The 22,821-nt window shown below is 27.7% G+C and carries 25 protein-coding genes and 1 tRNA gene; 13 read left to right on the top strand and 13 right to left on the bottom strand.

Annotated elements, in window-relative coordinates; translation table 11 throughout:
- Positions 1–80: 80 nt before the first annotated feature.
- Positions 81–1,625 (top strand): DUF4034 domain-containing protein, encoded by a 1,545-nt coding sequence (locus ACKU3H_RS04260; protein ID WP_320035740.1) that lies wholly within the window; start codon positions 81–83, stop codon positions 1,623–1,625.
- A gap of 4 nt (positions 1,626–1,629) precedes the next feature.
- Here ACKU3H_RS04260 and ACKU3H_RS04265 read toward each other — a convergent pair whose 3' ends face one another.
- On the bottom strand, positions 1,630–2,709 hold the full coding sequence (locus ACKU3H_RS04265; RefSeq protein ID WP_320035741.1) for a HAMP domain-containing sensor histidine kinase: 1,080 nt from the start codon (positions 2,707–2,709) through the stop codon (positions 1,630–1,632).
- 150 nt (positions 2,710–2,859) lie between these two features.
- Between ACKU3H_RS04265 and ACKU3H_RS04270 the strand changes: the two genes are divergently transcribed.
- Positions 2,860–3,519, top strand: coding sequence for a response regulator transcription factor (locus ACKU3H_RS04270; protein ID WP_320035742.1), 660 nt, complete (start codon positions 2,860–2,862; stop codon positions 3,517–3,519).
- Here ACKU3H_RS04270 and ACKU3H_RS04275 read toward each other — a convergent pair.
- Both ACKU3H_RS04275 and ACKU3H_RS04280 read right to left on the bottom strand, forming a co-directional pair.
- On the bottom strand, positions 3,509–4,672 hold the full coding sequence (locus ACKU3H_RS04275; protein WP_320035743.1) for a HAMP domain-containing sensor histidine kinase: 1,164 nt from the start codon (positions 4,670–4,672) through the stop codon (positions 3,509–3,511). The genes ACKU3H_RS04270 and ACKU3H_RS04275 overlap by 11 nt on opposite strands.
- Positions 4,647–5,306, bottom strand: a complete 660-nt coding sequence (locus tag ACKU3H_RS04280) for a response regulator transcription factor (protein WP_320035744.1) — start codon at positions 5,304–5,306, stop codon at positions 4,647–4,649. Before ACKU3H_RS04280 ends, ACKU3H_RS04275 begins: the two co-directional genes overlap by 26 nt.
- A 110-nt stretch (positions 5,307–5,416) precedes the next feature.
- Between ACKU3H_RS04280 and ACKU3H_RS04285 the strand changes: the two genes are divergently transcribed.
- The 4 genes from ACKU3H_RS04285 to ACKU3H_RS04300 are packed head-to-tail and all read left to right on the top strand — an operon-like array spanning position 5,417 to position 7,862.
- Positions 5,417–5,983 (top strand): YceI family protein, encoded by a 567-nt coding sequence (locus ACKU3H_RS04285; RefSeq protein ID WP_320035745.1) that lies wholly within the window; start codon positions 5,417–5,419, stop codon positions 5,981–5,983.
- Between the two features lie 57 nt (positions 5,984–6,040).
- Complete coding sequence (locus tag ACKU3H_RS04290) at positions 6,041–6,346, top strand: hypothetical protein (protein ID WP_320035746.1); 306 nt, start codon at positions 6,041–6,043, stop codon at positions 6,344–6,346.
- 15 nt (positions 6,347–6,361) lie between these two features.
- A complete protein-coding gene (locus tag ACKU3H_RS04295) occupies positions 6,362–7,183 on the top strand; it encodes a DUF692 domain-containing protein (protein ID WP_320035747.1) in 822 nt (273 codons plus the stop codon).
- Positions 7,176–7,862 (top strand): putative DNA-binding domain-containing protein, encoded by a 687-nt coding sequence (locus tag ACKU3H_RS04300; protein ID WP_320035748.1) that lies wholly within the window; start codon positions 7,176–7,178, stop codon positions 7,860–7,862. The genes ACKU3H_RS04295 and ACKU3H_RS04300 overlap by 8 nt, the downstream gene beginning before the upstream one ends.
- 4 nt (positions 7,863–7,866) lie before the next feature.
- On the opposite strand, the gene ACKU3H_RS04305 is transcribed toward ACKU3H_RS04300, so the two are convergent.
- The 9 genes from ACKU3H_RS04305 to miaA all read right to left on the bottom strand — a co-directional run bounded on the left by ACKU3H_RS04305 (position 7,867) and on the right by miaA (position 17,604).
- Complete coding sequence (locus ACKU3H_RS04305) at positions 7,867–10,005, bottom strand: diguanylate cyclase (RefSeq protein WP_320035749.1); 2,139 nt, start codon at positions 10,003–10,005, stop codon at positions 7,867–7,869.
- Positions 10,006–10,086: 81 nt separating this feature from the next.
- Positions 10,087–11,436 carry an MATE family efflux transporter gene (locus tag ACKU3H_RS04310; RefSeq protein ID WP_320035750.1) on the bottom strand — a complete coding sequence of 450 codons (1,350 nt, stop codon included), beginning with the start codon at positions 11,434–11,436 and terminating at the stop codon, positions 10,087–10,089.
- Positions 11,437–11,536: 100 nt separating this feature from the next.
- Positions 11,537–12,796 carry a homoserine dehydrogenase gene (locus ACKU3H_RS04315; RefSeq protein ID WP_320035751.1) on the bottom strand — a complete coding sequence of 420 codons (1,260 nt, stop codon included), beginning with the start codon at positions 12,794–12,796 and terminating at the stop codon, positions 11,537–11,539.
- A gap of 8 nt (positions 12,797–12,804) precedes the next feature.
- Positions 12,805–14,016, bottom strand: a complete 1,212-nt coding sequence (locus ACKU3H_RS04320) for an LL-diaminopimelate aminotransferase (protein ID WP_320035752.1) — start codon at positions 14,014–14,016, stop codon at positions 12,805–12,807.
- Between the two features lie 5 nt (positions 14,017–14,021).
- Positions 14,022–14,840, bottom strand: coding sequence for a hypothetical protein (locus ACKU3H_RS04325; protein ID WP_320035753.1), 819 nt, complete (start codon positions 14,838–14,840; stop codon positions 14,022–14,024).
- A 9-nt stretch (positions 14,841–14,849) separates the two neighbouring features.
- Positions 14,850–15,533 carry a 23S rRNA (guanosine(2251)-2'-O)-methyltransferase RlmB gene (rlmB, locus tag ACKU3H_RS04330; RefSeq protein ID WP_320035754.1) on the bottom strand — a complete coding sequence of 228 codons (684 nt, stop codon included), beginning with the start codon at positions 15,531–15,533 and terminating at the stop codon, positions 14,850–14,852.
- 85 nt (positions 15,534–15,618) lie between these two features.
- Entirely contained in the window at positions 15,619–16,428 is an 810-nt protein-coding gene (gene rsmI, locus ACKU3H_RS04335) for a 16S rRNA (cytidine(1402)-2'-O)-methyltransferase (RefSeq protein WP_320035755.1), read from the bottom strand.
- A gap of 16 nt (positions 16,429–16,444) precedes the next feature.
- Positions 16,445–16,645 carry a 50S ribosomal protein L31 gene (rpmE, locus tag ACKU3H_RS04340; RefSeq protein WP_320035756.1) on the bottom strand — a complete coding sequence of 67 codons (201 nt, stop codon included), beginning with the start codon at positions 16,643–16,645 and terminating at the stop codon, positions 16,445–16,447.
- 89 nt (positions 16,646–16,734) lie between these two features.
- Positions 16,735–17,604 (bottom strand): tRNA (adenosine(37)-N6)-dimethylallyltransferase MiaA, encoded by an 870-nt coding sequence (miaA, locus tag ACKU3H_RS04345; RefSeq protein WP_320035757.1) that lies wholly within the window; start codon positions 17,602–17,604, stop codon positions 16,735–16,737.
- A gap of 48 nt (positions 17,605–17,652) precedes the next feature.
- On the opposite strand from miaA, the gene mqnP reads away from it, so the two are divergent.
- The 4 genes from mqnP to ACKU3H_RS04365 all read left to right on the top strand — a co-directional run bounded on the left by mqnP (position 17,653) and on the right by ACKU3H_RS04365 (position 19,873).
- The gene (gene mqnP / locus ACKU3H_RS04350; protein ID WP_320035758.1) at positions 17,653–18,522 is read left to right on the top strand and encodes a menaquinone biosynthesis prenyltransferase MqnP; all 870 of its coding nucleotides are present in this window, start codon (positions 17,653–17,655) and stop codon (positions 18,520–18,522) included.
- Between the two features lie 89 nt (positions 18,523–18,611).
- Positions 18,612–19,415, top strand: a complete 804-nt coding sequence (locus tag ACKU3H_RS04355) for a diguanylate cyclase domain-containing protein (protein ID WP_320035759.1) — start codon at positions 18,612–18,614, stop codon at positions 19,413–19,415.
- 171 nt (positions 19,416–19,586) lie between these two features.
- Positions 19,587–19,709: a hypothetical protein gene (locus ACKU3H_RS04360; RefSeq protein WP_320035760.1), complete on the top strand. Its 123-nt coding sequence runs from the start codon at positions 19,587–19,589 to the stop codon at positions 19,707–19,709.
- Between the two features lie 87 nt (positions 19,710–19,796).
- Positions 19,797–19,873 (top strand) — tRNA-Arg (locus ACKU3H_RS04365).
- A 90-nt stretch (positions 19,874–19,963) separates the two neighbouring features.
- On the opposite strand, the gene ACKU3H_RS04370 is transcribed toward ACKU3H_RS04365, so the two are convergent.
- Positions 19,964–20,539: a hypothetical protein gene (locus ACKU3H_RS04370; protein ID WP_320035761.1), complete on the bottom strand. Its 576-nt coding sequence runs from the start codon at positions 20,537–20,539 to the stop codon at positions 19,964–19,966.
- A gap of 189 nt (positions 20,540–20,728) precedes the next feature.
- Here ACKU3H_RS04370 and ACKU3H_RS04375 point away from each other — a divergent pair, with 189 nt between their 5' ends.
- The 3 genes from ACKU3H_RS04375 to ACKU3H_RS04385 are packed head-to-tail and all read left to right on the top strand — an operon-like array spanning position 20,729 to position 22,143.
- Positions 20,729–21,256: a hypothetical protein gene (locus ACKU3H_RS04375; RefSeq protein ID WP_320035762.1), complete on the top strand. Its 528-nt coding sequence runs from the start codon at positions 20,729–20,731 to the stop codon at positions 21,254–21,256.
- 10 nt (positions 21,257–21,266) lie between these two features.
- Positions 21,267–21,740, top strand: coding sequence for a hypothetical protein (locus tag ACKU3H_RS04380; RefSeq protein WP_320035763.1), 474 nt, complete (start codon positions 21,267–21,269; stop codon positions 21,738–21,740).
- Positions 21,730–22,143 carry a hypothetical protein gene (locus tag ACKU3H_RS04385; RefSeq protein ID WP_320035764.1) on the top strand — a complete coding sequence of 138 codons (414 nt, stop codon included), beginning with the start codon at positions 21,730–21,732 and terminating at the stop codon, positions 22,141–22,143. Before ACKU3H_RS04380 ends, ACKU3H_RS04385 begins: the two co-directional genes overlap by 11 nt.
- The last annotated feature ends 678 nt before the right edge of the window (positions 22,144–22,821 follow it).

The raw sequence follows: 22,821 nt of genomic DNA on the forward strand, positions 1-22,821 counted from the left end.
TAATATGGAAAGAGTGTGGAAATAATATAACTTAAATATATATAATTATATAATTTTAAAATATATTTATTGGAGTTTTCATGAAAAAAATTTTATCATTTTTAGTATATGCACTTTTATTTAGCATAATACCTATAATAAGTTTTTTATATATTTTTAATCAGGATACTGAAACTATTGTTGAACCTTTACCTCTTCAAGTTGCAGTAACAAATGAGCAATTTACAAACTACCCAGATAATCCAATTATTCAATTAAGAAACTCTTTTTTTAACAAGGATTTCAATAAACTAAATACAACTTTAAAAAATTTAGATATCTCTTTTGAGAACAAAAGTAAAGATGAAAAAAGTTTAATTGATAGTTACTATATTTTTGATATGAGAGATAAATCTTATGAACAACTTTTTAACTTGTGGATAGAAAAAACTCCTACAGCCTATACTGCTTATCTAGCAAGGGCAATATATTATTATAATATGGCATGGTTAGAAAGAGGGGGAGCATATGCAAATAAAACTAAAATAGAACAATTTGAAAAAATGTCAGAATATATGAAAAAAGCAAAAGAAGATTTAGAAACAAGTATAGGATTAAATAAAAAAACATACATATACTATTTATTATATATCAGGATATATAATACAATAGGAGAGGATAATCTAATAAAACAGACATTTGATGAATCAATATCTATTTACCCCGAATCATTTTATTTAAGAAAAGCATATATGCTCACATTGATTCCTAGATGGGGAGGTTCATATGAACAAATGCAATATTATATTAATACAATTGAACCTTTAATACATAAAAATCCAAAATTAAAACCTTTGAGTGCTGCAATTTTGATTGATAAAGCATCTTTGGCTTCATTATCTTCACGGTATGAAATATCAAATGAACTTTTAAAAGAAGCTCTGAATTTGACAAAAAAATATCCTTTAATCTATTTTAGAATAGGAAGAAATCTTTATTGGCTAAAAAAATATGATGAGGCATTAGAGTATATCAATAAAGCTATATCTATGGATAAGTACAATCAAGATTATTTTAGATATAGAGCAAAAATTTATGCAAAAATAGGTGATTTTGAAAATGCAAAAGAAGATATATTTTATGCTTATGCATTAAATCCAAGTAAAAAAGCTGTAAAAGATGATAGAAACTATATCTCGCGAGTTATGTATACAAAAGCAAGAGAATTGAGAGAAAAGTATAATAGTGATGAGGCTTTAAAACTTCTTTTAAGTGCATTAGAAGTAGATGAAAACAATAGTTATATTTATAATAGTTTAGCAAGAATCTATATGGATAGGTTAGAATTATCTACTGCTTATTCATATTGTTTAGATGCAATTGATAAAAATCCAAATGAGATTAATCATTATTTAGTAATGGATTTTATATTAGCAAAAGAGAATAAATGGGATTTAATTATAATGTATTGGAGCAGATTTATAGACTTAAATTCTGATAATGCAAGGGCATATTTAGAAAGAAGCGGGGCTTATTACCATAAAGGTGATTATAAAAATGCTGTTAAAGATGCCAAAAAGTCAATGCAATTAGGAAATGAAAAAGGTAAAGAGATTTATCATAAATATAAACACTTAGCGGAATAAAAGTTTAAAAAGTTAGGGTAAAACGAGTACCTTCATTTAGTTTAGATTCAATTGTGGGTTTTATTGAATACTTTTCACAAATATTATGAACAATATTAAGTCCAATTCCAAATCCACCACTAAACTCTGTAGCTCTATAGTATCTATTGAAAATATCTTTTATTTTAGACTTTTCTATACCAATTCCAGTATCTTTTATGATAAGAGAATTGTTTTTTAGGATAATATCTATATTTCCTTTTTGTTTATTGTATTTTATTGCATTTGATAGAATATTGTTAAAAAGTCTGATAAAATCATTTTCATCAATAGTGTAAAAGGTATTTTCAAGACTAGAATTCATAGTTATTTTTTTCTTTAAAGCTAAGGCTTCAAAATATTTTAATTGGGATTCAATTAAATCTTTTAGATTATACTCTTTGGGATTTGAGATATTTTGTTTATCTTCTAGAAATATAAAGGTTAGGTCTTTATAGACTTCAGAGATCCTTTGGGCTGCAAGTTTTATTCTTTTTACTTGTTTTGATGATAGATTCTCTTCATCTTCTGCTGACATCAAAATAGCACTAATTGGAGTATTTAATTCATGGGTTGTATCTTTTATAAAGTTATTTAGTCTAGTTCTTTCATCTTTTATTGGTTTTAAAAATAGTCTTGCTAGAAAAAAACCTATTATGGAAATAAATATATATATAAATAAAAAAAGTATAACTATCTCTTTTTGAAGAGCACTTAATCTATTGAAAAATACATTCTCTTTAATTGCTATATAGTAAATATTTAGATGTCCATATGTTGATTTATCAATAAGAATAAAATTTTTTTCATGCATTATAATATTTTTTGAAAAATCGATATTTTCATCTTTTAGGTTTCCATATAGGAGATTTTTATTTTTATCATAAAAAGAGATTTGATATATGTCTGTTTTTAAAAATTGATTCATATCTAAAGAGTTTCCACTCATATGTGCAAAAATTATTTGTGAAGAGATGTTTGACACTACATTTCTCATTTTTGTTTGTGCCAAATCAAAATATAGCTTCTTTTCATTTTGGTAATATAAAAAAGCAATTAGTATCATAAGAACGAATGATCCACCTAGATAAAGGGTGAAAAATCTTATAAATGTTTTTCTTTCACTTTGTGTTAGTTTGATAAAAAATCCTTTTTTGAGATTATAACATAAATGTTTTCCATAAAATTTACACAAAGTTATACTATACTTTTCTTTATGAAAATATTACTTTTAGAAGATGACACTCTATTAAATGAGATTATTGTAGAATTTTTAGAAGAGCTTGATTATGAAGTCTTTACAACTTTTGATGGACAAGAGGCTTTAGAAGCTATTTATGAAAATAGGTTTGATTTACTTATTTTAGATGTAAATGTACCTAGTTTAAATGGATTTGAACTTTTAAAAGAGTTAAAGTCAAACTCTATAGATATCCCCACAATATATATAACCTCTTTACACACTTCACAAGATATGGAAGATGGCTTTAAAGCAGGAGCTGATGATTATATAAAAAAACCTTTCCATTTAAGTGAGTTGAAGCTTAGAATAAACAATATTAAAAGACTAAGACATATAGAAGATAGTGGAGTTGTAAAATTATCTGAAAATATTTTTTATGATAATGATGAAAAGATACTAAAAATAAATGAAAAATCTAATCACTTATCGAAAACAGAAGCAAAAGTTTTTGAGTATTTTATAAAAAATAAAAATAAATCAGTCTCTATAGATGAGATATCTTTAAACAATTGGGTTTATGATGAGGTTCCCACTGCTACAACTATTAGAACCTATATAAAAAATCTTCGTAAAATTTTAGGAAAAGATAAAATCACCACAATAAAAGGTTTGGGATATAAACTTAATCTTTAAATGTTAATCTAAACGTTGTTCCAATATTCTCTTCTGATTCAACTTCAATCTTAATATCATATGTTTTACAAATATGATATACAATATTTAAGCCTATACCAAAACCACCTTGCTCTTTTGTGGCTCTATAATATCTTGAGAAAATATCTTTTATTCTATCTTTTTTTATTCCAATACCTGTATCTTTTATAGTAAGTACTCGATTTTTCAATGAGATATCAATATTCCCCTCTATTTTATTATATTTAATAGCATTTGAGATTAGATTATTAAATAATCTTGTGAAGTTTTCTTTATCTATTTTAAACATAGTAGGTTCTGTAGAAGCTGTAATCTTTAGACGTTTTTTTTGTGCAAAAGAGTCAAAATAGTCAAGTTGATTTTTTATAATTTCATCTAATTGAAGATTTTCTATGGCAGGTTTTTTACTGGCATCTTGTAAAAATAGATATACTAAATCTTTATATATCTCGGAGATTCTTTTTGCACTTAAATTTATTCTTTGTAGATTTTTTTGTGTTAGTGGTGCATCTTTACCTGTACTCATAAGAATAGCAGTAATTGGAGTATTTAACTCATGGGTTGTATCTTTTATAAAGTTATTTAGTTTTTTTCTTTCATTTATTATTGGACTAATAAATAAACTAGCTAGATAATATCCCACAACAGCAATAGTTGAATAGATTAAGAAGAAAGAGAAAACCAATCTTTCTGTTAAATCAACAATAATATCATGGTAAATATTTTCTCTAATAACAATATGATGTACCCCTAAATGACCCCTTGGAGTACTATCAACTAAAACATAACTATCATCTATTTTTTGTAATTTTTTTGATAAATCGATTTTATCTCTAATATTTCCTATAAGTTTTCTGTGTTGTTTATCATATAAAGCATAATCGTATTTAATAAAATTTGCCATTTTAGCTGTATTGATTGAAAGTCCTGAAAGATGTGCATATATTATAGTTGAAGAAACTTTTGAGGCTACATTTTGCATATTTGAAGTGATTAAATCGTATTGCAGTCTTGATTCCATTTTATAAAAAAGAAAAAAGATTATTGATAATAAGATTAAAGATGAGCCTAAATACAGACCCAAAAATTTACGAAAAGTTACCCTCTCACTTCTTGTTAAATCTATAACCAACTCCTTTGATTGTTTCTATATACTCTTCCCCTAAAATTTTTCTAATATTTTTTATATAAGTTCTTATGGTTGAAGAGGTAGGTAAACCTTCATAGGTCCAGATATTTGAACTTAGTTCATCTTGTGAGATACATCTATTTGCATTGTTGACTAAGTATTTTAATATCTGAGCTTCTTTTAAAGGCAATTTTGTTTTGATTGAATTATTGTTTACATAGTTTAATTTGCTGTTAAAAGATATATTTTCTGCAATCTCTATTTCATCACTATCTAAATGTAAAAGTCTTTTTATATTGTTTATCCTAAGTTCTAATTCTTTTAGTTCAAAAGGTTTTTTTAGATAATCATCAGCTCCTGAATTAAACCCTTCCTCTATATCTTCTACAGAATTTAGTGAGGTTATAAATATAGCTGGTGTTGTGATATTGTTTTCTCTTAAGCTTTTTAAAAATTCAAAGCCTGTCATATTTGGTACATTTACATCTAAAATCAATAAATCAAAATGGTTTTCATATATAACTTCACTGGCATTCATCCCGTCAAATACGCAAGTTACTTCATATCCTAAACCATTTAAAAACTCTTCAATTATCTCATTTAGAATTAAATCATCTTCTAATAATAGTATTTTCATGGGTATAAGTATAACATAGAAAATAAAAAATAGTCCCCACACTCTCTACACAAAAACTTAACAAAAGATAATTAAAATGCTAATACAAAAATTATTAAAAGGAGTTAGATATGAATTTTTTAGGTAAGTTGATTTTAGGGATGTTTTTAGGTTTTTCATTAGTTAATGCAACACCATTTATGTTGGATAAATCACATAGTGAAGTTGGATTTTCTGTTAAACACTTAATGATTTCAAATGTAAAAGGGGATTTTACAGATTATGATGGTGAAATCGATTTTGATTTAGATTCGAAAACATTTAATAAATTAAATGCAGTGATTAAAGCAACAAGTATTGATACAGGTATAGAAAAAAGAGATAATCACTTAAGAAGTGCAGATTTCTTTTATGCTGAAAAATTTCCAAATATAATTTTTAATATGAAGTCTTACAAAGATGGAAAAGTTATTGGTGATTTAACAATGAGAGGTGTTACAAAAGAGGTAACATTAGAAGTTGAAGAGTTAGCAAGTGTTAAAGATTTTAAAGGAAACAATAGAATAGGGTTTTCACTAACAGGAAAAGTAAATAGAATAGATTATGGTTTAAAATGGAATAAAGCCCTTGAATTTGGTGGGGTTGCTGTAAGTGAAGAAGTGAAACTTCAAATTGAAGTTGAAGCAATTGAAAAATAATTTAACTATATTTAATATATAAGTAAATAGAATAACAAACATAATAAAAGGAAATGCATGAAAAATCAAAAATTAAAGTTAGCAGGAGTTCTTTTAGGAGCTGCTCTAACTAGTACAGGTGCTTTTGCAGCAAGTGGTTCTTGTGGTGCTGGGAAATGTGGAAGTGAATCTAAAAAAGTAGAAAAAAAAGGTTCTTGTGGTGCTGGAAAGTGTGGTTCATCTGATAAAAAGATGATGCCAAAAGAGGACGAGATGTCTGGTAATTCTGGTAAAAAAACAAATATGGCTTGTGGTGCAGGTAAATGTGGTGCTGATATGAACAAAAAAGTTGAAGGTTCATGCGGTGCTGGAAAATGTGGTTGATTTAAGGTTTAATCAATGGCAAAACTTCAAGGCTGCGGACTAGGACTTAGAAGCAACTTTTTACTTGATGTTAAAAAGAGTGATTTCCAACCAGATTGGTGGGAAGTTACTCCTGAAAACTGGATGCATATGCCAAAAATATATGAAAAGGCATTTGAAGAAGCAGTTTTTTCAAGACCAACAGTTGCACATGGCTTATCACTTTCTATTGGTTCAGCAGAAAAAATCAATAAAAAATTTGTAAAACAGATAAAAGAGTTTTTAGATAGATACAATATAGAATATTATTCTGAACACCTTTCATTTTCATCTTTCAATGGAAAACAAAGTTATGAACTTTTACCAATACCAATGACTAAAAAGATGGTAAATATCGTTAGTGACAAGGTAAAAGAGGTTGAGGATATTATTCAAAGAAATCTGATACTTGAGAATGCTACATATTATTATGTTCCTTATGCAGAAATGGATGAGGTTGATTTTATAAATGAAGTATTGGAAAAATCTGGTGCAAAGATGCTTTTAGATGTTAATAATGTATTTGTTAACTCTGTAAATCACTCTTTTAAAGCAAGAAAATTTATAGATAAATTAGAGAAAAAACATATATCATATATGCATATGGCTGGGCATTATTTTGATGAAGAGGCAAATATAAGAATAGACTCTCATGGAATGCCTATATGTTCAGGTGTTTGGAAATTATTAGAATATACCTTAAAACAAATTGATTCCCCTGTAATGATTGAAAGGGACAATAATATCCCACCATTAGAAGAGTTAGCTAAAGAGTATGAAGCAATGAAAAAAATTGTACAAAGAGTAAGATATGCCTGAGTTGGAAAAAGAGGTACAAATAAGATTTTTAGATAATCTTTTAGACCAAAATAAGAGTTTTGATAACTCTCCTATAGCTACTTATCAAAAACTAGTTTTTCAAAGATATGAAGAGGTATTAAGAAATAGTTTTCCACTTTTTATAAAAGAAGTTGATGAAAAGCTTTTTGAAGATTCAATTAAAAAGTTTATGATTGAAACTCCTAGTACTCCATTTCTTTGGAAGGTACCAAAAGATTATATTAAATTTGTAAAGAAAAATAAGCTTTTTGAAAACCATAAATATCTTTACGAACTTCTTTATTTTGATTGGATAGAAATAGAGATTTATATGAAAGAGTATAGTTTTTCCAAACAAAAGAAATTTTCTTATAAAGATACATATAAGTTATCTAAAAGTGCCCGAATCAAGAAGTTTAAATACGATATTTTAAACAAAGAATACACTATAAAAAGAGAAAACTTTGTGGTTATCTATTATGATTTTGAATCAAATGAAGTTATCTATAGAGAGATAAATCCTTTGATTTATGAATTATTAGATAGATTAAATAAAAAACAAACTATAGGCAAAATTTTAAAAGAGATTTGTATTGAAAATGAAATAGACTTTAAAGAAGCAAAAAAGCTTCTAAAAGAGCCTTTAGTGGAACTATTATTGAATAAAGTATTTCTTTAAAGAATTACTTATATTCAATTCTATCTCTTCCTGCATTTTTTGCATCATAAAGTGCAATATCCGCTCTATTTAAAATAGATTTTACTGTATCACCTTTTTTTGATATAGTTACACCAAAACTTGCAGTTTTATGTTTTACCCTATAAAAAGGGTATTCAGAGATTTTATTTTTTATAGTTTCCATTAGTTTTAGAGTTCCCTCAAGGTCTGATTCTGGACAAATAATTACAAACTCTTCACCACCATATCTTCCAACAAAATCTGTTTTCCTTCTATTTGTATTTAATATGCTTGCAAGCTCTTCTAATACTTTATCTCCTGCTTGGTGTCCAAAAGTATCATTCACCTCTTTAAATTTATCTATATCAATAATTGCTAAACCAAAATAATGTCCAAATCTTTCATTTCTATTTATCTCTAACTCTAACAACTCTTCTATTTTTCTTCTATTATATAGGTTTGTTAATTTGTCAGTTGTTGCAAGCTTTTCTAAGGCTTTGTTTTTCTCTTCAATATCTTTTTGAGCTATTTCTAATAGTTTATTTGTTTTTATGATTTTTCTATTCCAATAAACAACTAAAAGTATAAATAATAAAGAACCAAGACCAACTTTCCATACAAGATCATAGTTTACACCTTTTTCATATTTTATAGGTATCCATTTACTAAAAATTTCCCTATGAATATCTTTTGTTAGACTATCTATTGTTTTTTGTAAAATATTTAGTAGGGTTGTATCATCTTTTACAACTGCCATAGAAAGTTTTAATGTTTCATCAATTTTCCCAGCTATTTTAAGTTCTCCAAAATATTTTTGCTGGAACTCATATCCTATACTAGCAAGGGTATCAATATATCCAAAAAGTTTTCCATTTTTTACTTTATCTAAACCCTCTTTTATATCTTCTACTTCAACTAAGTTAAGAGATGGGTATTTTTGTCTTAGGATTTTTACAAAAGCATCACCTTTTATAATTCCTATTTTTTCACCTTGTAAATCAAGAATATGATTTATAAATGGAACATCAACAGTTGTTGCCACAACTAAAGGTACATTTAAATAGTTACTTGTAAAGTTTAGATATTTTCTTCTTTCATAAGTATCCATCCCCAGAGCAATCATATCACATTTTCCCTCTTTTACATATGTTATTGATTCATTCCAGTTTTCTGTTTTAATCAGTTCAAATTTTGCAGATAAAACTTTTTCAAATAAACTATAATAATCAGAACTTATTCCTGTATGTTCCCCATTTTCATTTAAGCCCTCAAAAGGCAATCCATCGGGGTTTATGCAGTATTTGATAACTTTTGTATTTAAGTATGCTCTTTCATCTTTATTAAGCTCAACATGTCCACCTTTATACTCTTTTATTGAACCAATCCATTTAGTTACAAGAGCTTCTTTTTCTTTACTTGAGATTGAATCTAAGGCTTTTTGTAAGATAGAGGCTAATAGTGGTTTTTCAGGGTTTACTCCTAGTCTTAAATCCTCTTTTTTTGTATTTGGTAAAATTAATTCACTAGCAATTTTTATATTTGAGTATAAATTCTTTTTGATAAAATAGTTTATATTAGTTAAGTTTTGCATTAAAGCATCGATTTTCCCATAAACTAAATCCCTAGTTAACTCTTCATATGTGTCATAATAAACTAAATTTATATCCCCAACTTTTTTTAATTCTTCAATATAAAAAACATCTTTTAGTACCCCAACTTTTTTCCCTATTAGACTTTTAATATCAACATAGTCTCCAAAATCGTCCCTTACAAAAATAGTAATAGGAATATCATAATATGAACTTGTAAATGTAGTAAAAGGTTCTCTAAATTTTTTATATGAAATACTTGTTATAACATCTAATTCTTTATTTTTAAAGGCTGTGTAAATTGTAGTCCATTTTGCAATTGTTTTTTCAAAAACTAAGCCTGTACGTTGAGATATCATATTTAATAATTCGTGTTCAAATCCCACAGGAGTATTTTTTGTATAATAAGAAAAAGGGGCAAAATCTGGCATCATACCAACTTTTACTAGAGTATTTTTCTTTATGAACTCTTTTTCCTCTTCTGTAAAAGTAATCGGTTTTGCCAATATTTGAGTAGTGATAAAAAATAAAATACTTAATAACAAAATTCTCATAATAAGCCTTGAAATATTAATTTAATAGTGATTTATTATACAAGAACTAACTTGTAAAATGAGAATCACTATAGCGTAAAATTATATAGTATATGCAGTTAATAATTTTTTTGTATAAAAATATGCAAATATTGCAGCACTATATATCATAACTAAAACACCAATCCAAAGATAAATATAGTCTAAATTAAATATCACAACAATTGCATAAGCTATTATAAACTTTGCAACTATTTGTCTATATAAAGCAATATAAAAAATCATTTTTGGTCTTTTTATTCCTTGAAGTGTTGATACACATAAAAATAAAGTAACATAAGCATAAAAAATCCAAACAGCAACTAGTGTATATTCAAGTCCATAATTTATAACTGCTAAATCATCATCAAATTGACTAATAATTAGTTTTCCAAAGATATATAAAAACACAATACCAAAAGTAGAGATTATAAATCCATATTTTAATCCCTTGTCAAGTATTAGTTTAACTCTATCATATTTTTTTGCACCAAAGTTATTAGAAACTAAAGTAAGTACAGCAGAACTAAGCCCTAAAGCTGGCAAAAGCATAAGTTGTTCAACTCTCATTCCTATTCCAAAACCTGCTACTGCTTTAACTCCATATAATGATACAAAATAGATAAGAAGCATAGATCCAAAAGACATAATCATGATATTAGAACTAGATGGAAAACCTTGTACTAGTAAATCTTTATATATTTTTTTATTTGGATAAAAGTATTTTAAATTGTTGAAGTGTACAAGTTTTGTTTGAAGAACTTTATATAACATATAAATAGAGTTCATAAATTGTATTACAACCGTTGCAAAAGCTAAACCAGCTATTCCCATTGCTGGTATGGGTCCAAAGCCATAAAGAAATAAAGGGTTTAGTATTAAGTTTGCAAAGAAACCAACGATTAGAGTATTTCTATATGATTTTGTATCTCCTTTAGAGACTAAAATTGCATTAAAAGCATAATTTGTCATAAAGAAGATTGTACCTGCTAAAATCACATTGATATAGTCTAATCCCAATTGTAAATAATCATCACTAGCCCCTAATACTTTTAACATAAAAGGTGCTAACAATAAGCCTATTGCTGTAAGAACAAGTGCTAATAATTGCATAAACAATATACCTTTGTGGGCATATAGTGATGCAAGAAATTTTTTACTTCTTCCTGAGGCATTTCCTATTAAAGCAGTAATTGCAGCTGAAAAACCATATCCTAAGCCTGTAACCATAAAAAAAATCATAAATGATAAAGATAGGGCAGAAATAGCCTGTGTAGAGATTTGTCCTGCATAAAATATATCAACAACATTGTACATAGTATTAAAAAACATTCCTGTACTAGCAGGAAGTGCTATTTGCTTTAATAACGAGGGAATATCGTCATTTAATAAATATTTTGAATCTGTTTTCATAATTTCTCGATAATAATATAAAAGTAAATAAGACTGAATTAGTCCTAAATTGTTTTGGAATACTAACTAAATAAAGTTTAAAAAGATTTAGAATAGAAGATTAATCTTCTATCCTAATCATAGCAGGTTTTGCAGTTACTACTTTTGTTTCTTCAATTGTTTTAAGTGCGTCAACTATATTTTTTTCAACTGATGTGTGAGTTGATAATAAAATATGTGCACAAGTTCTATTTAGAGGTTTTTGAATCATTTTTTCAATAGAGATATTTCTTTCCCCTAAAATAGTGGCAATTTTTGCTAAAACGCCTGCTTTATCTTCAACTCTAAGTCTTAGATAATATTTTGTTTCGATGTTGTCTTTTGACATTAGTTTTAGGTTTTTACCATGTGGTTTTTCAAAACCTAACATTGGAGAACCTTTTCCACGTCTAGCAATATCAATAATATTTGCAACTACAGCTGATGCTGTAGCATCACCACCAGCTCCAGCTCCATAATACATAGTTTCACCAACTTTGTCTCCTATTACAGAAACACCATTCATAACGCCATCAACTTTTGCGATCATCTCTTCTTTTGGAATAAGAACAGGGTGAACTCTAAGCTCAATCTCATTTTCAACTTTTTTAGCAATTGTTAATAGCTTAATTGAGTAGTTAAACTCATTTGCAAAATCAATATCTTCAGGTGATATATCTTGAATACCTTCAATCAAGATATCTTCAGGTTTCGCATCAATTCCATAGGCAATAGAACCAAGAATAAGAAGTTTATGTGCTGCATCAAATCCACCAACATCAAATGTTGGGTCTGCTTCTGCATAACCTAAGTCTTGAGATTCTTTTAAAATAGTATCGTAATCTATACCTTCACCAATCATTTTTGTAAGCATATAGTTACAAGTACCATTCATGATACCTCTGATTGATTGGATATTATTTGCTGTTAATCCATCTCTTAAAGCATTAATAATTGGAATACCACCTGCTACTGCAGCTTCATATTCAAAAGCTGTATCCCCAGCTATTTCTTGAAGCTCATATCTATGATAAGCAAGAAGTGCTTTATTTGCAGTAACTACAGCTTTACCTTTTTCTAAAGCTTTCTTTACTATTTCGTAAGGTTTTTCAATACCACCCATAAGTTCAACAATAACATCAATTGAGTCATCATTTAAAACTTTTTCAACATCGTCTGTTAATTCGATTGTTACATCTCTTTTTTTACTAAGACTACTAACAACACCTACTGCAGGCACAATTTCACAACCAGCTCTTGCTGTGATAATATCTTTATTGTCTCTTAAGATATTTGCAACACTAGCTCCAACAGTTCCTACTCCGATTATTCCTATTTTCATAAAATTTCCTATAAACTATTTAAATATTTTTTTATGTTTTTTGCAGCTTGTCTGATTCTTTTTTCATTTTCAATCAGGGCTATTCTTACATATTGGTCACCATAATGACCAAAACCAATACCTGGGCTTACTGCAACTTTAGCTTCTGTTAGAAGCTGTTTAGAAAACTCCATACTTCCAAGGTGTCTTGCCTTTTCTGGAATTTTTGCCCAAATAAACATTGAAGCATTTGGAACACTCATATCCCAACCAGCATCTTTAAATGCTTCAACCATAATATCTCTTCTTTTTCTATATTTTTCAGTATGCTCTGCAACACAATCTTGTGGTCCATCAAGTGCAACGGTAGCTGCAACTTGAATAGGGGTAAACATACCATAGTCAAGCCAAGATTTGATTCTTTTTAAAGCTCCAACAAGTTTTTCATTACCTACTATGAAACCAACTCTCCATCCTGCCATATTGTATGACTTAGATAAAGTAAATGACTCAACAGCAACTTCAAGTGCACCTTCAGCTTGGAAGATTGATGGAGTTTTATAACCATCAAAAGTGATATCTGCATATGCAATATCAGAGATGATATAAAATCTTTCTTGTTTTGCCAAATCAACTAATCTTTGGTAAAACTCAGGTGTAACTGTGGCACAAGATGGGTTGTGTGGGAAGTTAACCAATACATATTTTACTTTTGGAATTGATTCTCTTAATGTTTTATTTAATCTTTCAAAAAACTCATCTTCATCAACTTTGAAGCTTTCTTCATCAAATGGTAATTCAAAATTGTGAATTGCTCCACCTGCAAGCATAAATGCATATGAGTGAATAGGGTAAGTTGGATCTGGAACAACTGCTACGTCACCAACATTTACAATTGCTTGAACTAGGTGAACATACCCCTCTTTACTTCCCATAGTTGCAACTGCGTGTTTATTTGGATCTAAATAATCAACCCCATATTTTCTTTTATACCAGTTACAAATTGCAAGTCTTAGTTTATAAATTCCCGCACTTGCACTATATCCATGGTTTTTTGGTTTTGTTGCTGCTTCAATTAACTTATCTGTTATATGTTGAGGTGCAGGACCATCTGGGTTACCCATTGAGAAATCTATAATATCCTCACCGGCTCTTCTTGCTTCCATTTTAATATTATTAACTTCTGCAAACACATAGTTTGGAAGTCTTTTCATTCTTTCAAATTCGATCTCTGGAAACATTTTTTTTACTCCTTAATTATTACACTTAAACCACGCTTTATATTTGCTAGCGTGTAAATATCATCTATTTTTATATAATTAGTCTCTTCTGGAATTTCTAATAGAAGAGAATCCTTCTTTTCTTCTGCTTTTACGATAGCTAGAATATCTAGATGTTTATCATAAAAAACCACTTGAGGAAACCATTCATTACCATATTTTGAAATTATGTTAATAATCTTTGCATTTTCTATTTTAATAAAATACGGACTTAACGGTTTCCTGAAATTTACCCTCTCATTGTTTGTAATTGTATACGCATTTGAAAGGATAGAGTTAGATGTATCAATCTCATACACCCACTTTACAAACCCCTCTTGTTTGATATCAACAAATTTGCAATTGTTTTTTGCTAATTCCTTTGATAACATAAGAGGGTCGATGGCGGCCTCGGTTTTTAGGTTAATTGTCCATCTAATAACTTTATTTTCTTCGTAAATTAACTCTTTTGTAAAATAGTGATAATATCCCAATGCTGTTAAAGAATCAGAAATGATTTTCATAGATTTAATAGGATCGTTAGAGATTTTAAAAGTTATTGAAATATCTTCTGGTCTATCTAATCCAACCTTTAGTAATCCATTTTCCTTAAGTTTCTCCATTACTGTAATATAATTAACACTTCCATCTGAATAAAATGCAGAGTTTTTTTGAAATAAATAGTCTATTAAACTTCTATTTTCATTAAACTCTTTATATCCTATAATATTTTGAATCTTATCATCCAAAACAGAAGCATTCAACACTATTACACTAATAAAAAGTAAACTTAATTTTTTTATCATTTTCCACTCTTATTTTTTTAAGTTATAAATTAATATTCCACCAGCAACAGATACATTTAAAGAATCAAAGTCATTTGACATCTTTATTGAAATCTTTTGATCAAGCTTTTTTATCATCTTGTTTGAAAGGCCATCACCTTCACTTCCAAGCACTAATGCCGTTTTCTCACAATTGTTTTCAAAACCTTTTAAGTCAATACCATCCATAGATGCTCCAAAAAGTTTGAATCCATTTTGTTTTAATTCATTGGCTACATCCAATGAGTTTGGATTATGACAAAAGGAAATATCAAAAAGTGCTCCGCTACTAGTTCTTGCTATACCTTCAAAGTTTAGTTGTCTTACATTGCTTGCAATTATTGTATTTACACCCAAAGAGTAAGCTGTCCGACAAATTGCTCCAATATTTCCAACGTCAGTAAGTCCATCTAAAACAATAACAAAATCTGAATCTTTGATATCTTTTAAAGATGAAGTTTCAAACTCTTTTAGTCTTAGAAAAAATCCTTGGTGGTTTCCACCTTTTGCTAAACTTTGTGCTTTTTTATTATCAAGCTTTATAATTTTTTTATTTAGACTTGTAAATCTTTTAAATAGTTTTGGTTCAATATCTTTTGAAAACATAACTTCTTCTATAAGATTTGGATGTCTATCAAGTACGTAGAGTACTACTTGTTTTCCGTATATAATCATGGGCTAGATTTTATCTAAAATTTGTTGATAATTCACTTTTAAATGGAAATAATATTTACTAATAATAGAATATATAAAAATTTTTTTATTGAGATAGTTGATTATATATCTCTTTTACACTTTTCCCTGTAAGTTTAGCTATTAGTTTTGCTTTTATTTTTGGTGCTAAATCAAGCTCTTCTATATCTGAAAGCTCTAGATTTTCACCTTTTGTTTTTGTAGGTTCAATTATTATAACCCATTCACCTTTTATATTTTCATTTTTAAATTGTTCAAAAAGATTTGAAGCAGTATCTTTATAAATCTTTTGGTGAAGTTTAGTAAGCTCTTTTGCTAAAAAAAGTGTTCTATTTTCATCTATATTTTTAATCTCTTCTAATGTTTTTAAAAGTCTATGTGGTGATTCATAAAGTATAGGTAAAATTGAGCTTTGCATAACTTGTGAAAGTTTTTGGTGTCTCTCTTTTCCTTTGTGAGCTAAAAATCCATAAAATGTAAATTCTGTTTGTTCAAATCCACTCATCGCAAAAGCTGTCAAAACTGCATTTGCTCCAGGAATAACATCATAAACGATATTATTTTGAATACAAAACTCTACAAGTGAAGCTCCAGGATCTGATACACAAGGCATCCCTGCATCACTAACATATACAATATTTTTTTCAAAATCTTCTGATGTTAAAGTTTTTAGTATCTGTTTTTCGTTGTGTGAATGAAATGATTTAAAATCACTACAGTTGAATTGTAAATTTTCTCTTTGGGATAAAAGTTGAAGAAGTTTTTTTGTAACTCTTGTGTCTTCACAAAAGATTAATTCCGCATCCAATAGGGCAGTGATTGCTCTTTTAGAGATATCCTCTAAATTTCCTATTGGGGTTGGAACTAAAGTTAACACTTGCTGTAAGCTAGAATTATTTTTTAGCGTATTTAGCTTTGAATTTTTCTACTCTACCAGCAGCATCAACAATTTTGTGCTCACCAGTGAAGAATGGGTGGCAAGCTGAACAAATGTCGATTCTCATTGACTCAACATTTGATTTTGTTTCAAATGTGTTTCCGCAAGCACAAGATACTGTACAAGCTTTGTAATCTGGGTGAATATCTTTTTTCACTTGATTTTCCTTAGTTTGGTTAATGTCTAATAAAAGGTCGAATCTCTTGCCGCCCTTTACTAAACTCTTAAAATGAAATCGGATTATATCTAAAAAAACTTAAGTATCTCTGAATTTAAGTTTTCTATAAAGTTTGAAGTTTTTTCTTTAAATTGACCCTTGTTGAAAGTGTTTTGTCTTTTTGCTAGTTTTGCTGTATTTAGACTGATTTTTTCTTCTAACTCTTTTTTGTTTAGTTTTCCATCTAAATAATCAAGGGTTTCAATAATACCAATGGAACTCATACAATTTGGCTCTCTTGTGTATTTACCTTCTAAATAGATTACTTCATCGATAACACCGTCTTTTATCATCTGATTAGTTCTTAAAGCTATTCTTTCACGAAGTTTTTCCCTATCCCAAACTATTTCAAATATCTTTAAATCTTTTGCAACAGGCTCTTTTGGGTTTAGTTCAAAGTATTTTGATGGAGCCATTCCACTTTGTTTATAGATAGAAAAAGCTTTTCTAATACGATAAGAATCATTTGAAGAGATTTTTTCCATATACTCTTTATCTAAGTTGTATAACATCTCATAAGTTTCTTGCTCAGAACTCTCAAGTGGAAACTCTTTTTCAATACCTGTTGATAAACCTTCTATTAAAGCTTTTAGATAGAACCCTGTTCCTCCTACAATAATAAGATTATTGTTATTGTTTTTTGCATACTCTTTTGCATCTTTGTATGTTTGGATAAACTGGATTACATCAAAGTTTTCATTTGGATACACTTCATCTATACCAAAATGTTTTATATCACCTCTTTCCTCTTTTGTAGGCTTTGCTGAGGCTATATCTATCTCTTTGTAAACTGATAAAGAGTCTAAAGAGAGAATAATAGAATTTGTTTTTTGAGCAATATCTATTGATAGTGCAGTTTTTCCTGAGGCAGTTGAGCCAATAATTGCAATTTCTTTCATAAAAAAATTGTATCAAAATTTTACTCTTATTTTGATATACTTTCGCCCATGGAAAATATAAAACGAATTTTAAACAATTTTAATGAACTAGTTATGTTCAAACACTCAATTTTTGCTTTACCTTTTATCTTTATTGCTATGATTGTTTCATCAGTTGAAGTAAATGGTAGTGCGTGGTTTGGCTTTAAATTACTTATTTTAGGTGTATTAGCCGCTGTTAGTGCAAGAAATTTTGCAATGGGTTTCAATAGATATATGGATAGAGATATTGATGCTTTAAATCCAAGAACAATAAATAGACCAAATGTAGATGGAAGAGTAACTCCTACTCAAATGCTAGTTTTTGTTATTTTGAATGCTTTAGCTTTTATAGTGGTGGCATATTTTGTAAATGACTTGGCATTTTATCTTTCAATACCTATTTTATTTGTTATAGGTTCATATTCTTATTTTAAAAGATTCTCTTATCTAGCTCACATAATACTTGGTATCTCTTTAGGTTTAGCTCCAATTGCAGGAGTTGTAGCAATTAGTGAAACTATAACTTTATGGTCAGTTTTATTAAGTATCGGTGTTATGTTTTGGGTTGCAGGCTTTGACTTATTGTATTCTTTACAAGATATTGAAGTTGATAAAAAGTTAGGATTACACTCAATACCTAGTAAATTTGGTGCAAAAAAGACAATGCTTATCTCAAAAATGTTTCACTTATGTACTGTTTTGTTTTGGTTTTTATTTGTTATTACTTCAACTAGTGGAATCTTTGCTTATTTAGCTGTAATAGTTGCAGCAGTTATGCTTACATATGAACATATTTTAGTAAATAGAGACTTCACAAAAATCGATAAAGCTTTTTTTACAGTTAACGGATATCTGGGGATTGTATTTTTCTTCTTGATACTTATTGACTCATTTTGAGACAAAGTTTAATCAACATTTAAAAATAACTTAAAAACTTTTTAGTTGTATTTCAATATAATATTGAAATCAATTAAAAAGGCCTTTTTATGAGCAATAAACTAAAAGAAGTAACATATCTAACAAAAAAAGATTTAAAAAAACTAGATATCGTTTTACCTGGCAAGTATACAAACACTTTTGAAAATATTGCAAAGGTTTTAGAAGTTGATTTAGAGGACAAACAGATTGTAATAAAAGACTTAAGTAGCGATATTGACCACTTAAATAATATTGTTGACCAAACAAGTAAAAATTTAAATCAAATACAAAAATCTACTGAAGATGCCCAACAAGCAATAAAAGATAAAAATGAAAAGACTCTAGAAGAGATAAGTAAAGAGTTAAAAAAGATGAAAGAAGAGATTGCTTTTTTACAAAAACAACTTTTCTCAGATCCTTTAACTGGAGCACTAAACAGAAAATGGTTAAATGAAACATACCTAAAAGATGATTGTTTTCAAAATGATGGATTTATTGCTTTTTTAGATTTAAATGATTTCAAAAAAATAAATGACACTTATGGTCATCTTGTAGGTGACCAAGTTTTAAAATATCTAGTTAAGTTTTTAAAAAAAGAGTTAACTTTCCCTGGTGTCGATATAGTAAGATATGCAGGAGATGAATTCTTACTTTTATTTAATAGAAGTAAAGTAACCATTCCTAATATAAATAGAGTGGTAAATGAACTACAAATAAAACTAGCAAAACAAAATCTAAAATCCTCAAAAATAGATAGCTTGCACTTCTCTTTTGCCTATGGTTTGACAACTTTCAAACATGGTGATACTTTTGATGAAATACTAGAGATAGTAGATGAATTGATGTATAAAAATAAACAAGAAGCAAAATAAAACGATAATCTTAAACTTAACTTAATCTTAAGTTCCTACTTATACAAAACTATTAAGAAAAATGTATTAAAAAATTATATATAGTTGAATTAACGGTAATTCTAGGTACTACTTGACAAAACAATATATATTGTTTATAATGGTAATAAAATATAGAGAAAGGATATAATTATGAGTATTTATAAATTAAAACTAGATGCAAATATGCAAACAAGTAAAAAAGCAAGTTTTACAAATCTCTCAATTTACCTTGGAATAATTTTAGCAGCAGCAGTAATTTTTGCTTTTATCTAACTCTAGAGTCTAAACTAAGTAGAATTCAGAGTAGTTTAAACATAGTGTGTGTAAAATTCGCACTCTAAAGTGTATTTACACACAAGCGCGTCTGTGGCTCAACTGGATAGAGCGCCGGGTTTCGGCCCCGGTGGTTGTGGGTTCGAATCCTACCAGGCGTGCCATTTAGAAGCTCGATATAATGAACTCTGTAGAGTTTTTATATCGGGCTTTATTATTTTAATAAAATTTAAATTCCAACCTATTTCCAACTATTACTCAAAAGATAAATGTTTATTTGAAAGATTTCTACCTTCCCATAACATAGAAAGAAAATATTGATACCGTTTAGAAATAAAATCTATTTCTATATCAAATAGTTCTTCAATAAAAATAATAGCATTAGTTCTGTTTCTTTCTATAATACCATGCTGAACTTTGTCTTTTAGTAATTCAATTCTATAATTTCTAATTGCTTGTATTAAAGAATTTCTATCTATATTTTTTAAATCAACAGTTTCACTCTGGAAAGCTCGATACATTAATATAAGTTCTGCTTGATAATTAGAAATTGATTTTTTAGATTTTTCAACAATTCTATATCTTATCGAATTAGAGATCAATTCATCTTCTATATATATATTATGAGATGGTTCTTCACTCTCTTTGAATAAAAAATACAATGCATTTTCATCAATTGTTGCTAACTTTTCTAATAATGTTCCTATGGCATTTCTTGATTTCCATCCACTTATTGTAGATTGTTGAGTATTTAATACTGTAGCTAATTCTGTTGTATTTTTTACATTGAAATACAATATTAATTTTTCAATAAGCTTGCCTGCATTCATAATTAACCTTTTTTTATGATAATTTATTGAAATATACAATAATAATGATAAAAAATAAAGAAAATATTTAGAAAGTAAATAAAAAGTATTGACATATATTGAAATATTTGATATTATCTTGATTAATTATTTATTATCTAAATATTTATTTAATAAATAATGATTATATTTAAATATGAAAGGAATAAAATGAGTTGTACATATAATTATAAATATGAGAAAAGTGATATTTATATGGATATATACAAAAATCCAGATGAAAAATGGAAAGATATAATTGTAAATAATCCAGAAATGCGTAATAGAATAACTGTCAATGAACTAGAATTATCATCTATACTTGGACAAGGAGCATCAGTCTCAACATTAAGTACTTTACGTAGTGCAGGGAAACAGTATATTGAATATATACAAATAAAAAAAAGATCAAGAGTACTTTATCCATTAATTAATATATGTGAATTTACAACTGAGATGAAAATTGCGAATAAACATGATTGGCTTGTAAGACAGATTAAAAAATCTGACTATTTAGAGTTAAATAGTAATATAATAAATCAAAATACTATTGCAAAAATATTAGGTGTTAAGCCAGGAACAATAATAGAGTATAGAAAAGAAGGATTATTTATTGAACCTATAAAAGTAAAAGGAACGTTATTTTTAATAGACAATTTAGTTAGCTGGGTATTAAAAAATTCAATTAAGTGCGTGTAAAGAGTGTATATTGAAAGATCTAGAATTAAAATTAAAATTAACGAATGAGAGTCAAAAAAAAATGATTAATTGGTTCTCAAGACAAAATGAAGAAATAAAACTAAAAATATTTGAAGAAAAGAGAAATCATTTTTTTAAACTGAAACAAGATATCAATGAAAAAAATGAAATAGTTGATTACATGTCTTTTATTTTAGCCGTAAAAGTTATCCATGAAAAGCTTGATTATCTGAATAAAAAAAATAAAAGCAAATCATTAAATGAAATTACCCACATCACTAATCTTGAATTGAAATCATTTAAGAAAGTATCAAAAAAAGAAAAGTATGATGCAATTGTGGATAGGTTTTCAATTATAGATAAGTTGAGAGAAGAGAGTTACAGCTGGAGAGATATTTCGCTGATTTTTAAAACTAAATATAGACAAGATGTCTCACATCAATACATAAAAAATGTATATGAGGAGTTAAAGGATGGACAATAATTCAGTATTATATGGAATTATCTATATAATCACATTAATAATAAGTGTAGTGATAATTAAAAATAATATAAAGAGAATCTTTATTAGTTTTCTTGTTCAAGAAAGAAAAAAAATCAAAAAAAGTATAGATGAAATATTACTTGTGCACAACAATGATATTGAGAATCTTAGTAGAAAATTGCACTTAAGTAGAGATCAATTAAAACGAATAGATCTAACTTTGCATCCTTTAAAAGACACTACAGAAACGATTATGAATGATCTTCATGGCATTTCACTACTTACAGTTGCCATAAAAAACACACTTGATGAAAGAAAAAAACTTGAAGAAAAAATAAAAGTTTTGAAAAAAGAGAATACAAGATTAAGAGAAAATATTAGAGAAATGGAACTAAGATTATAAAGGGGGATTTAACACTCCCTAATTAAAGACCATTAAATATTCAGTAGCCAATAGATTATGAAATTGTAACATAGTCTATCTTAGTGGAACGATTTGTTCCAAATATTACAGGTTGTGGAACAGTCAGCATCTAGCCAAATTTTAAAGCTTTATTCAAAGATTAATATAAAAAAGTTTATGGAATGTTAGAATATTTATATTACTTTAATTTAAGTTGTTTAATAGTACCGGTTTTGAAAACCGGCGAGGTTCACGCCTCCGAGAGTTCGAATCTCTTGCTCTCTGCCACTTTTTCTAAAATCAATCAAATTTTTTAACTTCAAATCAATTTTTAATCAATACCTTTTTATATTTTTTGACACAAATTTGACTTGCTATTTTGACCTGAATTTGTCATAGAAATCTATTGGAATTACTGATAGAAAGCATGATTGTTCTATAAGTCACTATCAATACTTTGGAAAAAGTTTTCGATTTATTCAACCAAATTATGCTGGAAAAAATATGTTGTACACTTTAGACAAATAAATAAAACTGAAGGTTAAGGAAGAATAATATTAGAAGATGGATAACAAGTATCATATCAGATTGGTCTGGAATAAAAAGATCCACAAGCCAAATACATAACTGCTTTATTGTATAGATTTTTTATAAATAATAAATTAAACACTTATTTGA

Source organism: Halarcobacter sp. (genome assembly GCF_963675975.1).
Taxonomy (GTDB): Bacteria; Campylobacterota; Campylobacteria; order Campylobacterales; family Arcobacteraceae; genus Halarcobacter.